The following is a 12720-nucleotide window of genomic DNA, read 5'->3' as shown; positions in this document are numbered from 1 at the left end:
GAGCCGCAACCCGCTCCCCCGGCCGGCCTTCAGCAGGCGTCTAGGAGAATCCAGTGGCGAACCAACTCAGTCTCAGCATCGATCGTTCGTCCCCTGTGCCCCTTTACCACCAGGTGGTTCAAGGCATCGAGGCCGCGATTCACAGCGGCATCCTTGAACCCGGCAGCCGCTTGGACAACGAGATCGACCTCGCAGCACAGCTGAATCTGTCCCGTCCCACCATGCGCAAGGCGATGGACGAGCTTGTCCGTGCCGGACTCCTGGTCCGCAAACGCGGCGTGGGCACCCAAGTGGTCTCCAGCCAGGTCCGCCGCCCCCTGGAACTGTCCAGCCTCTACGACGACCTCAGCAACAACGGCAAAAAGCCCACCACCGAGGTCCTGAGCTTCTCCCACGTCGAGGCAGACGCCCTCACCCTCGCAGCCCTCCAGCTGCCCACCGGCTCCAAGGTCTACCACTTCACGCGCCTGCGCAAAGTGGGCGGCAAGCCGCTGGCGCTCATGGAGAACTGGGTCCGCGATGACATCACCAGCATGGATGAAGCCCAGCTTGCCAACGAAGGCCTCTACGCCATCCTTAGGCGGGGTGGCGTGAACTTCAGGCTGGCATCCCAACGTATCGGCGCCATGATCGCCAACGACTACCAGGCTCCCCTCTTGGAAACCGAGGCGGGGTCGGCACTGGTCACCATGGAACGCACGGCGGTGGACGACACCGGACGCATGGTGGAAACCGGCCACCACGTCTACCGCGCCGATTCCTACAGCTTTGAAATGACACTCGTACAGCGCTAACGCAAGGACAAACACTTATGGCCAACTGGGTATACCCACTGGGAACAGCCAATGACGGTAAATGGGACATCTCGCTGGGGACCTCCGATTCCACCCTGGCCATCGACGGCTGGGCCCATACGGGCCTGAAGGTCGCGACGCTCGCCGCAGGTGCCGCCGTCGAGCTTCCCGCCGCTGCGGAAGAGCGGATCGTGGTGCCGCTGAGCGGCTCGTTCACCGTAACGGTCGACGACGGCGAGTACAGCCTCGCGGGGCGGCAGTCGGTTTTCCACGGGCCAAGCGACGTCCTGTATACGGGAATCGATAAGGCCGTCACCATCAGTTCAAACGACGGCGGAAGGGTTGCGGTTGCTACCGCACCGGCAAAGGCCGGGTACCCCACCAGGCTGGTCACGGCCGCGGAAACTCCCGTTGAACTGCGCGGGGCAGGCAACTGCTCACGCCAAGTGCACAACTTCGGCACCCCTGCAGCGCTGGAAGCGGACCGCTTTATCGTGTGCGAAGTCATCACGCCGGGCGGCAACTGGTCCTCCTACCCTCCCCATAAGCACGATGAGGAGAAAGACGGCGAGACCAGTCTCGAGGAGATCTACTACTTCGAAACCCGCGTCACGCCTGAATCCCCGGCCCCCGAAGACTCCGACGCCATCGGCTACGCCCGCGTCTACGCCTCCGACGAGCGGCCCATCGACGTCTCCGCCGAAGTCCGTACGGGCGACGTCGTCCTGGTCCCCTACGGTTGGCACGGTCCGGCCATGGCAGCCCCCGGCTACGACCTCTACTACCTCAACGTGATGGCCGGCCCCGGCCGGGTCCGCGAGTGGCTGATCAGCGACGACCCCCACCACGGCTGGATCCGCCGGACGTGGGAGGACCAGGACATCGATCCGCGGCTCCCGTTCGGTGCATAAGCCCAACAGCCCCAACAGCGAAGGCCCCCTGGATTTCGGCGGTTTCCAGGGGGCCTTCGCTGTCTGCTCTTGAACTGGGGGCGACTACGCCTTGGCGCGGGCTTTGAAGAACGTTTCCAGTTCCTCCAGGCTCTTGCCCTTGGTTTCCGGCATGGAGCGCTTCACCCAGGCGATGGCCACCAACTGCAGCGCGACAAACACCAGGAACGTGGCGGAAACACCCATCCAGGCCACCATCTGCGGGAAGAAGAAGCCCACCATGAAGTTGAAGATCCACAGCACGAACACGCAGATACCCATGCCCACGCCGCGGACATGCATGGGGAAGATCTCGGACAACGTCAACCAGGTGACAGTGCCGATGCACGACTGCATGGACGCCAGGAACGTCACCATGAACAGCAGCACAAGGTAGGCCCTGAGCGTCCCTTCCGGCACGGCGAACGAGATCACCGATATGGCGGTAAGGGACACGGCCGTGCCACACAGGCCACCGATCAGCATGGCTTTACGGGGAAGCCTGGTCATCATCCACATACCCACGATCACGGCGACCACGGACGTCACGCCATTGACTACATTGGCCAGCAATGCACCTTGGTCGCCGAAGCCGGACGAAGACAGGATGGATGTGCCGTAGTACATGATGGCGTTCACGCCGCTGATCTGGTTGATCACGGCAAGCCCCAGTCCCACCACGAAGATCCTGCGAATCCACGGAACGGTCAGGTCCTTGAACGTCCCCATCTTGGATTGGTAATCTTCGCGGGCGGCGCGCCGGACGTCGTCGAACTCCTCGGAAACTTCGCCCGCAGCGCGGGTGCGCCGCAGGACCTCCATGACTTCGCCGAATCGCCCTGAAGACGCGAGCCACCGCGGACTCTCCGGGAGGATCAGCATGCCAAACCATAGGATTACGGCTGGAAGCGTGGCAATCACCAGCATCCAGCGCCACACGTGCAGCTCCTCCGGGAAGAGGTTGCCCAACACGGCGTTGAACGTGAAGGCAAGGAACTGCCCGGTGACGATCATGAGTTCGTTCTGCGTGACGATCCTGCCGCGCTGCGCCGCCGGAGACATTTCCGCCAGGTACACGGGAACAATCACCGAGGCACCGCCGACGGCGAGACCCAGGACTGTGCGGGCAAGGACCAGAAGCTCAGTGGTCGGCGCCAAGGAGCAGCCGATGGTTGCAAAAGCGAAGACCAGGGCGAGGCCCATGATGGTCTTGCGGCGACCGAAACGGTCGGACAGCCGCCCTGCGCTGATCGCGCCGAATGCCGCGCCGAAGAGCAGGGTGGAGGTCACCAGGCCTTCGGTCAATGGCGTCAGGCCAAGGTCCTTCTGCATGAACGGCAGGGCACCGTTGATCACGCCGGTGTCATAGCCGAACAGCAGCCCACCGAACGTGGAGAACAACGCGACTTTGCGGAGGAATTTCTTGGGATTGACCGGCTTGCTGGGTTTCCCGGAAGGTGCAGGTGGAGCTGGGAGCCGGCCGGTTTCGGTCTCGAATGAAGGAGACTTTGTCATAGGTACCTTTTCTCGCTACCTGTCCTTACTTTGTCCGGGCGACGTAGTCGGTCATCGTCTTGAGCTGGTACCGGGAGACTTCTTCCGCGTTGTCGTCTTCGGCGAACACGGACGACACCATCACGGTGTTCGCCTTGTCCAGGAAGCCGATCTCCTTCAGTCCGCCGAAGAACTCGTCCCAGTTGACGTCGCCGTCGCCAATCTTCAGGTGTTGGTGGACGCGGACGGCGTTGCCGGGCGGATTGGTGATGTAGCGCAGGCCGTGCGAAGCATGGTGGTTCATGGTGTCCGAGACGTGCACCAGCCGGAGCTTGTCTCCCGCTGCCCGCATGATCTCCAAGGGTTTGTTGCCCATGTGGAACGTGTGCGAAGCGACATAGACCATGCCGATGTTGGGCGAGTTGATGCCCCTGATGACGCGCAGTGCAGCCAGGCCATCCTCCACGAAATCGTCCGGGTGCGGGTCGATCAGCACGTCCATGTCTTCACGTTCGATGATGGGCAGGAGTTCTTCCATGGAGCGGTAGAACGCCCGCTCCGACTCTTCTGCCTTCTCGGGGCGGCCGCTGAACTCCGTGTTCATGGTCTGGACACCCAGGTCCACCGCGATCTGGATGGCACGCTTCCAGTAGCGGACAGCGGCCTCGCGGGCATCCTCGTCCGGACCTGACCAGCGAAGGACCGGCAGGACCGACGCGATTTCAACGCCGGCGTCCTTGCACGCGGCCTTCAACTTCCCCACCAGCTCGTCGTCGGCCTTGGGGTGGTTGAAGAACGGAATGAGGTCCGCGTGCGGGGTCATCTGCAGGTACTTGTAGCCGAGATCTGCCGCAACACGCGGGAACTCCAGCAGGCTGTGGCTGTGGTGGAACGGTGTGGGATCAAGTGCGATCTTCATGGTCAACCCCCTACTTGTAGAGATCCGGCTTGGTGTTCAGCTGGACTTTGACCTTCTCGCCGAACTTCTGGGCCTCGACGCCTGCCTCGCAACAAGCTGCGGTGGCGTAACCGTCCCACGCGGTGGGACCGCCAATTTCGCCGCGAAGGGCGGCGTCCACCCAAGCCTGCACCTCGACGTCGTACGCCGCTCCGAAACGCTCCTCAAAGCCGGGGGTGACGTTGCCGCCCCACTTGCCCGCGGACTGGACGTACGGGCCGTTGTCCCCGCCGATGCTCACGATGCCGTCCTCGAAGGACGCCTGCGTGGCCACCTGATAGCCAAACTTGGCATTGACGTAGATTTCGACGTCGGCCAGCACACCTGATTCGGTCTCCAGCAGTACATGCTGGGGATCGTGCTGGCCGTTGGGCGCACTGCGTGTGGGCTTGCCCAGGCGGACCTGCACTGAGGTGATTTCCTCACCCGCGAAGTAGCGGATCGCGTCGAACTCATGGACCACGGAGTCGTTGATCAGCATCTCGTTGGTGAAGCCCTCGGGCGTGGTCGGGTTGCGGTGCTGGTGGTGCAACATCAACAGCTCCCCCAATTCGCTGTTGCGGATGATTGCCCCCAACGCCGAGTACTCGGCGTCGAAGCGACGCATAAAGCCCACCTGGATGCGCTTATGGCCCAGCGATTGTTCAGCCTGGACAACCTTCCAGGCGCTGTCGGCGTCCGGCGTCAGCGGCTTCTCGCAGAGGATCGGGAAGTCCTTCTCCAGCGCCTTGTAAAGGATTTCCTCGTGGAGGAAACCCGGAGTGGCGATCAGGACGGCGTTCACGTCACCGTTGTTGAGTGCCTCATCGGCACTGGCCAGCGCCACGGCGCCATCGATGCCCTCGATGGCGGCTTGCGCGCGGGCCAGGTCAACGTCTACGACGGCGGCCACCTCAGCGCCGTGAATGCGGGTACTGAGGCGTTTGATGTGGTCCGCACCCATGCGGCCTGCGCCGATGACGGCAACGCGGAGAGTCTGTGTCACTGTATCTGTCCTTCGTGAGGTTCTTCTGGGGTGCTGTGTCGGGGAGCTGCTACTGGATTCGCGTACGGGAGCCGCAGGAAAGCAAGTAGTTGCGGGTTCGCTTGGCGATAGGCATCGGCACATCGAACGCTACCGGGTACATGTCCTGTTCCACGATGCCGAAGATGGGTCGGTTGAGGGCTTCCACCGCTTCGATCACAGCGCGCAGATCCGGGAGGCCGTTCGGCGGCTCGGTCATGACGCCGGCCAGGTTGGCGGCAGCCCAGGTCATGTTCTTCTCGTTGACCTCAGCCAGCACCTCGGGATTGATCTGCTTCAGGTGCAGGTAGCCGATGCGGTCCGGATAGTTCTTGATGAGCTCCAAGCTGGAAGCGCCGCAGTATTCTGCGTGCCCTGTGTCCAAACAAAGGTTCAAGTACTGCGGATCCGTGGCGGCCAGGAGGGTTTCAATGTCCTGCTGCGCCCCGACATGCGAGTCGGCGTGCGAGTGGAACTGCTGGTGCAGACCGAAGTCCTCCAGCAGGACCTTGCCCATGCGATTGTGGCCGGCGAAGAGGTCGGCCCACTGCTCGTCGCTGAGTTCACCGTTTTCGACGGCTTCTCCAGTGACGTCGTCACGCCACATCGCCGGGATGACCACGATGTGTTCGCCGCCCATGGCTGCGGTCAGCTCGGCTACCTTGCGGGCCGGTTCCCACGCCTCGTCGTACTGCTTGGCGCCGCGGTGGAAAGCCGTGAACACCGTTCCCGCGGTGACCTTGAGGTCGCGCTGCTTTAGTTCCTCGGCCAAGCGCGTGGGGTCGTTCGGCAGGTAACCGTACGGACCCAGTTCGATCCACTTGTAGCCGGATTCAGCAACTTCGTCCAGGAACCGTTCCCACGGGGTCTGCTGGGGGTCGTCGGCAAACCACACGCCCCAGGAGTCGGGGGCGGTGCCGATGATCAGCTTGTTCTCGACATCAGTCATGACAGCGTTGTCTTCCTTTGCGACGGTGTAGCGGGCGGTTAGTTGGAGGGGAAGTTGTAGGAGGCGCCGGAGGCGTGGGTGGGCTCGGGCCAGCGGGAGGTGATGACCTTGCCCCGGGTGTAGAAAGAGACGCCTTCGGGGCCGTAGATGTGCTTGTCGCCGAAGAGGGAGTTCTTCCAGCCGCCGAAGGAGTGGTAGGCCACCGGGACGGGCAGGGGCACGTTGATGCCTACCATGCCCACGGTCACCGAGCGCTGGAACTTCCTGGCGTTCGCGCCGGAGGAGGTGAAGATCGCGGTTCCGTTGCCGTACGGGTTGGAGTTGATCAGGGCGATGCCTTCTTCTAGGTCGGCCACGCGGACCACCACCAGGACGGGTCCGAAGATTTCCTCGGTGTAGGCGGTCATTTCGGCTGTGACGTGGTCGATCACGGTGGGGCCCACCCAGAAACCGTCTTCGTGGCCGGGGACCACCAGATCGCGGCCGTCCACCACCATGGCAGCTCCCGCGGTTTCGGCTTCGGTGACGATCTTGACAATGCGTTCCTTGGACGCCGGGGTGATGACCGGGCCCATCTCGGCGTCGGGTTCGGTGCCGTTCTTGACCTTCACGGCCAGGGCGCGTTCTTGGACCTTTTTGACGATCAGGTCCGCAGCGTCACCGACGGCAACGGCGACGGAGATGGCCATGCAGCGCTCACCGGCGGAACCGAACGCGGCGGCGGCGAGGTGATCGGCGGCGTTGTCCAGGTCGGCGTCGGGCATCACGATGGCGTGGTTCTTCGCCCCGCCCAGGGCCTGGACCCTTTTGCCATGCTTGGTGGCGGTCTCGTGGACGTACTGGGCGATCGGGGTGGAGCCGACGAAGGAGATCCCGTCCACGTCCGGGTGGGTCAGCAGCCCGTCCACGGTTTCCTTGCCGCCGTGCAGGACCTGGAACACGCCATCGGGCAGGCCGGCCTGCTTCCAGAGCTTGGCCAGCAGCATCGGCGCGGACGGGTCACGCTCGGAGGGCTTGAGGATGAACGCGTTGCCGGTGGCGATGGCCATCGGGGCCATCCACAGCGGCACCATGACCGGGAAGTTGAACGGGGTGATCCCGGCAACGACGCCCAGGGGTTCGCGGAAGGAGAACACATCGATGCCGGTGGAGACCTGGTCCGAGTAGTCGCCCTTGAGCAGCTGCGGGATGCCACAGGCGAACTCGATGACCTCCAGGCCACGGCCGATCTCGCCCTTCGCATCGGAGAGGACCTTGCCGTGCTCGGCGGTGATCAGCTCGGCGAGGTCATCGACATGGGCGGCGACGAGCTCACGGAACTTGAACAACACCGCAGTGCGTTTGGCCAGGGAAATATCGCCCCAGGACTCGGCGGCCTTCTTCGCGGCAGCAACCGTGGTGTTCAAATCGGCTTCGCTGGCCAGGCGCAGCTCCGCCGAAACCTGCCCGGTGGCCGGGTTGTACACCGACTGGGTGCGGTCGCCCTCACCAGTGGTTTCAGCGCCGTCAATGAAGTGGTGAATGGTGGTCAGTGTGGTCGTCGTCGACATGTGCGGACTTCCTTTTTGGTCTGTGGCTTTTAGGGCGGGGCTGTGACTAGCCGAGCAGCTTGCGCTGGCGGTTCTTGTGGTCTGTATAGGTCTTGTAGGCCTGCTGGGTTGATTCGAGGTCGGAGACCTGTGAGACGGGAACGTCCCACCAGGACTCGGAACTCGGTGCGTCCAGCAGAGGATCGGACTCGACATGAATCACGATCGGTCCGGTCTCCGGGGCTGCCTTGGCTTCCTTGATGGCCGCGCCGAGGGCTTCGATGACGTTCTCCCCCGGTTCGATCCGGATGACCTTGGCGCCCAGGGATTCTGCGTTGGTGGCGAGGTCGATGGGAAGGTTTTCACCGGCGTCGAAGCTGTGCTGTTCCTTGTCCAGGACGCGGTACTGCGTACCGAAGCGCTGCGAGCCGAGGGATTCGGACAGGGAACCGATGGAGGCGTAGCCGTGGTTCTGGATCAGGACCACGATCAGCTTGATGCGTTCGGCGACGGCGGTGACCAGTTCGGTGTGCATCATCAGGTAGGAGCCGTCCCCCACCATGACCACCACATCCCGTTCCGGGCCGCCTGCTGCGGCTTCGGCCAGTGCTGCGCGCTTCACGCCCAGCCCTCCGGGGATTTCGTAGCCCATGCAGGAGTACGCGTATTCCACGTGGTAACCGAAGGGGTCACGGACACGCCACATCTTGTGCAGGTCACCGGGCAGGGAACCGGCGGCACAGATGACGACGTCCTGGTCATCCATGGCCTTGTTGGTGGCGCCGATGATCTCGTTCTGGGCCGGGAGCGGTGTGTAACGGGTCTCGAAAGCCTCGTCCACGATCGCGTTCCAGCGCTTCTTCTCCGCCGCGACCTTCTCCTCGAGGTCAGCACCGACGCGGTAGCCACCCAGGGCCTGGTTGAGTTTCACCAGCGCCTTGCGCGCATCGGCGACGATCGGCAGTGTGGTGCCGTGCTTGTAGGCATCGATCGCAGCCACGTTGATGTTCACGAACTTCACGTCAGGGTTCTGGAACGCCGTGCGGGACGCCGTGGTGAAGTCCTCGTAGCGGGTCCCGATGCCGATGATGAGGTCAGCTTCGGCAGCGATGGCGTTGGCCGCCGTCGTGCCGGTTGAACCGATGGCACCCAGGGAGAACTTGTGGTCCCACGGCAGGACGCCGACGCCAGCCTGAGTGTTGCCTACCGGGATGCCGGTTAGTTCGGCGAACGTGGCGAGTTCCTCGTTGGCGTAGGCGTAGAGGACTCCACCGCCGGCGATGATCAGCGGGCGCTTGGCCGCGCGGATGGCCTCCACGGCGCGGCGGATGTCGTCATCCTCGGCCTCGGGACGGCGGATCCGCCATTCACGTTCGGCCAGGAACTCTTCCGGGACGTCGAAGGCCTCTGCCTGGACATCCTGCGGCAGTGAAATGGTGACTGCGCCGGTTTCGGCCGGATCCGTCAGGACACGCAACCCGTGGTGGAACGCGGAGAACAACTGTTCCGGACGCGAGACCCGGTCGAAGAACTTGGACAACGGACGGAAAGCATCGTTGACCGTGATGTCGTAGGCGTACGGGAGTTCCAACTGCTGGAGCACAGGGTCAGCAGCCCGGGTGGCGAAGGTGTCACTCGGCAGCAGCAGCACGGGAAGGCGGTTGGTGGTGGCCAACGCAGCACCGGTCAGCAGGTTCGAGGAACCCGGGCCGATGGAAGTGCTGATCGCGAACGTCTGGCGGCGACGCGTGTGCCGTGCGTAGCCCACAGCCTGGTGCACCTGGGCCTGCTCATTGCGACCCTGGTAGTACGGCATGATGGCGGGGTCCGCGGCTTGATACTGCTTCAAGGCCTGTCCCACACCAGCAACATTGCCGTGTCCGAAGATGCCGAAGGTGCCCGGAATCAGGCGCTCACGGTACTCCGCACCATTAATGGAATCCACGGTGTACTGCTTGGAAAGGAACTCGACCACGGCCTGCGCCACGGTCATCCGACGGGTTGCTGTTCCCATGGTTTTCTTTACTCCGATACTTTCACGGGGATGCGGTTGGACGATGAGCGCTCTGCAGCGGCCGGTTCGACGACTGCCGGGACGGGCCCGCTGTTGTTCAGCAGCGAGGCGGCCGTCGCAACGGCGCCTGCAACGTCGCCGTCGTGCGGGTACAAAAGGGTCCGGCCGACAGTCAGGCCGCGAACACCGGGAAGCGCCAGCGCCGCTTGCCAGCTGGCGAACACCTCGTCCTGGGTTCCATCGGGGTCTCCGCCCAACAAAACCGTGGGCAGCGTGGTGGAGGCCATGACACGTTCCATCTCCGCTACAACCGGCAGTTTCATCCACGTGTAGGCGCTGGTGGAGCCGAGGCCCTCGGCGATGCCAACGGACTTGATCACAGCGTCTGCGCGGAGGTCGTTGCGGACCTTGCCGTGCGCATCACGAACGGACAGGAAGGGTTCAACCATGGCGATCAGCTTGCGTGCGGCCAGCGAATCGATGGCCTTGGCTGTGGCTTCAAGCGTGGCCACCGTGTCCGGATCGCCAAGGCAGATACGGGTCAGCATCTTGCCGCCATCAGCGCCGAGTGCTTCCAGGGCTTCGGCGGTGTGCCCGGTGAAGCGGTCGTCGAACTCGTTGACCAAACCGGCCAGGCCGCCGCGGTTCATGGAGCCGAAGATGAGTTTGCCGTCCAACGCCCCCAAGAGCAGAAGGTCATCCATGATATCCGGCGAGGCAAGGATGCCGTCCACGGCGGGGTTGGCCAACGCAATCTGGAGGCGGTCCAGGAGGTCCCGGCGATCAGCCATGGCCATCGGCTCCGTGCCAACTGCAAGGGCGCCGCGGGCGGGGTGGTCGGCAGCGACGATGAAGTTCTGGGTGTCGTGCTTCAAGCCCGGGTGCTTGCGGCGGGTGGCCGCAGCGCGGGCAACAGCCTCGGGGTCTTCGAGCCTGATCCGGCTCAGGTGCTCATAACGGCGTGGGTCATCGTTGAGGCTCAACGCACTGCTCCTTCTGCGAGGGTGGAGGAGGCTGCGAGGGTGGAGGAGGCTGCGAGGGTGGAGGAGGCTGCGAGAGTCGAGGAGGCTGCGAGAGTGGCACCAGGGATGGGCCGGCCGCGTTCCGCGAGCAGCGAGGTGACCTCGTCCGGCGTCGGCATCGCATCCGCGCACGACACACGGGAGGCGACAATCGCGCCCGAAGCGTTGGCGTAGTCGAGGACTTCCGACAGCGGCCAGCCGGACAGCAGTCCGTGACAGAAAGCGCCGCCGAAGGAGTCGCCGGCGCCCAGGCCGTTGACGGTTTCCACCGGGACAGGCGCCGAGACCACGCGTTCCGTGCGGGTCTTGGCCATCACGCCTTCAGCGCCAAGCTTCACAACGGCGATTTCAACGCCGGCCGCCAGTAGGCGGTCTGCCTGCTCGTCGGGTGTTCCCTCACCGACGGCCACAGCGCATTCCTTGTCGTTGCCGATCGCGACGGTGACGTGCGGGAGGATCTTGGCAACCTCGGCGCGGGCTTCGGCTTCCGAGGCCCAGAACATGGGGCGGTAATCCAGGTCCAAAATGGTGAATTGGCCCGGCTTCAAGCCGGTCCGGGGACGGGCCTGGTGTGCGGCGATGTGTGCGCTGCGGCTGGGCTCCTGGCACAGGCCGGTGACGGTGGACCAGAAGATTCCTGCTTCGCGGACGGCTTCCAGATCAAGCTCTTCGGCTTTGATCTGCAGGTCAGGCGCCGTGGGGAAGCGGCCGTAGAAGTACAGCGGGAACTCGTCCGTTGCGGGCTTGATCGCACAGAACGTCACTGCCGTGGGGTATTCCGTAACCGGAGAAACGAACGAATCGTCAACGTTGAACTTGTGAAGTTCGCGGTGCAGGTACTTCCCAAAGGCGTCATCGCCGGTGCGGGTGATGACACCGGTGCGGCGGCCGTGGCGGGCTGCCGCAACAGCCACGTTGGAGGGCGAGCCTCCCAGGTATTTGCCGAAGGACGTAACGTCCTCCAGGTCCACTCCGATGTCATTCGGGTAGATATCAACGCTGATGCGCCCGATCGTGAGTAGTTCGTGGGTCACGGTGATCGTTGACCTTTCTCTTGTGAACTCTGAACCTTTGAGCGCTGGGCCCCAATGCCTTGCCACCCCTCAGTGAGCGGGGCCACATGACTACTTTGCACCAGATTTCATGTCCTGTCAAAGGTTTGTACTGACATATTTACAACATGACACGGACAGCAATTACTTGCGTGGCACAGCCAGTTCTCCGGTGACATACTGGCTGCGCCCGAAGCCGAACGACCAGTCCCCTGGAGTGTTCTCCACGTATCCCACGAAGACGTCCTCCCCGGCGATCCCCAGTTCTGCCAGGCTGCTCGCAATGGCCTCGAACAGCGAGCTTTTGGCCATCTGGCTGCGACCGCCCTGAGTGAAGATCTGGATCATCACAACGCCGGACGTGCGCTCAAAGCCGAGCCCTGCATCCTGCGCCACAATCTGGCCCTGAGGATGTTCGGTGAGGATGTGGAAGTAGTCCCGCTCGGGAATCTGGTACTCGGCAAGAATCGCGTCGTGGATGGCGCGACTCAGGGCTGCCAGCTCCTCAGACGAGCGGCCTTGGTTGATGTCGATTCGAACAAGTGGCATTGTCACCCTCCTGAAATAGTTTGTCCTGACATACTAACAAATATACTTGCTCGGCGAAACAACAAAGTCCCATCGGAAACACCCAACGGGACTTTGCTCGAGCGTTGCGAGGCCCACTCTGCGCCCCAAAAAACGCGAGTAGCACGTAAAACGGGCCCCACAACGAACACTCAAAGCACGACGGCGGCCCGGCACCTTCCGCGGGAAGGCACCGTGCCGCCGTCGAGAATGACACACAAACTCCTACCCGACACCCAACCCGACACAGGACACCCACATCCGGGCGTCACCAGCGAACATCCGCGTCCCCAGCGAACCTGCGCGTCACTCGTCCCCGCGCTGCGCCCCCAAACACGCGAATACCCCGCACAGTGGGCCCCACAACGGGGAACCTCACGTTGCTAGGCCCGCTCTGCGCCCCAAAACA

The 12720-nt window shown here is 63.4% G+C and carries 11 protein-coding genes; 2 read left to right on the top strand and 9 right to left on the bottom strand.

The genetic code is table 11. The features are described 5' to 3' along the window. Positions 1 to 53: 53 nt before the first annotated feature. Positions 54 to 794, top strand: a complete 741-nt coding sequence (locus ACR30Z_RS05050) for a GntR family transcriptional regulator (protein WP_144648002.1) — start codon at positions 54 to 56, stop codon at positions 792 to 794. Between the two features lie 17 nt (positions 795 to 811). After that, positions 812 to 1705 (top strand): 5-deoxy-glucuronate isomerase, encoded by an 894-nt coding sequence (gene iolB / locus ACR30Z_RS05045; RefSeq protein ID WP_144648003.1) that lies wholly within the window; start codon positions 812 to 814, stop codon positions 1703 to 1705. 84 nt (positions 1706 to 1789) lie between these two features. On the opposite strand, the gene ACR30Z_RS05040 is transcribed toward iolB, so the two are convergent. The 9 genes from ACR30Z_RS05040 to ACR30Z_RS05000 form a co-directional block, all read right to left on the bottom strand. Further along, positions 1790 to 3238: a sugar porter family MFS transporter gene (locus tag ACR30Z_RS05040; protein ID WP_434371431.1), complete on the bottom strand. Its 1449-nt coding sequence runs from the start codon at positions 3236 to 3238 to the stop codon at positions 1790 to 1792. Positions 3239 to 3263: 25 nt separating this feature from the next. Next, positions 3264 to 4136 (bottom strand): sugar phosphate isomerase/epimerase family protein, encoded by an 873-nt coding sequence (locus tag ACR30Z_RS05035; RefSeq protein ID WP_144648005.1) that lies wholly within the window; start codon positions 4134 to 4136, stop codon positions 3264 to 3266. 10 nt (positions 4137 to 4146) lie between these two features. Further along, positions 4147 to 5160, bottom strand: a complete 1014-nt coding sequence (locus tag ACR30Z_RS05030; RefSeq protein WP_434371430.1) for a Gfo/Idh/MocA family protein — start codon at positions 5158 to 5160, stop codon at positions 4147 to 4149. Between the two features lie 49 nt (positions 5161 to 5209). Further along, entirely contained in the window at positions 5210 to 6127 is a 918-nt protein-coding gene (locus tag ACR30Z_RS05025; protein WP_144648007.1) for a sugar phosphate isomerase/epimerase family protein, read from the bottom strand. Positions 6128 to 6165: 38 nt separating this feature from the next. Further along, positions 6166 to 7677, bottom strand: coding sequence for a CoA-acylating methylmalonate-semialdehyde dehydrogenase (locus ACR30Z_RS05020; RefSeq protein ID WP_434371429.1), 1512 nt, complete (start codon positions 7675 to 7677; stop codon positions 6166 to 6168). Between the two features lie 46 nt (positions 7678 to 7723). After that, positions 7724 to 9670 (bottom strand): 3D-(3,5/4)-trihydroxycyclohexane-1,2-dione acylhydrolase (decyclizing), encoded by a 1947-nt coding sequence (gene iolD, locus ACR30Z_RS05015; protein ID WP_208759907.1) that lies wholly within the window; start codon positions 9668 to 9670, stop codon positions 7724 to 7726. An 8-nt stretch (positions 9671 to 9678) separates the two neighbouring features. Beyond that, a complete protein-coding gene (locus tag ACR30Z_RS05010) occupies positions 9679 to 10653 on the bottom strand; it encodes a Cgl0159 family (beta/alpha)8-fold protein (RefSeq protein ID WP_144648009.1) in 975 nt (324 codons plus the stop codon). After that, on the bottom strand, positions 10650 to 11726 hold the full coding sequence (gene iolC, locus ACR30Z_RS05005) for a 5-dehydro-2-deoxygluconokinase (protein WP_434371428.1): 1077 nt from the start codon (positions 11724 to 11726) through the stop codon (positions 10650 to 10652). The genes ACR30Z_RS05010 and iolC overlap by 4 nt, the downstream gene beginning before the upstream one ends. 162 nt (positions 11727 to 11888) lie before the next feature. Then, entirely contained in the window at positions 11889 to 12293 is a 405-nt protein-coding gene (locus ACR30Z_RS05000; RefSeq protein ID WP_434371427.1) for a tautomerase family protein, read from the bottom strand. Between the last annotated feature and the right edge of the window lie 427 nt (positions 12294 to 12720).

Source organism: Paenarthrobacter sp. FR1, from assembly GCF_051106045.1.
Taxonomy (GTDB): Bacteria; Actinomycetota; Actinomycetes; order Actinomycetales; family Micrococcaceae; genus Arthrobacter; species Arthrobacter nitroguajacolicus_A.
Note: the sequence above shows the minus strand (reverse complement) of the source record. Positions and strands in the feature narration are given on the sequence as shown.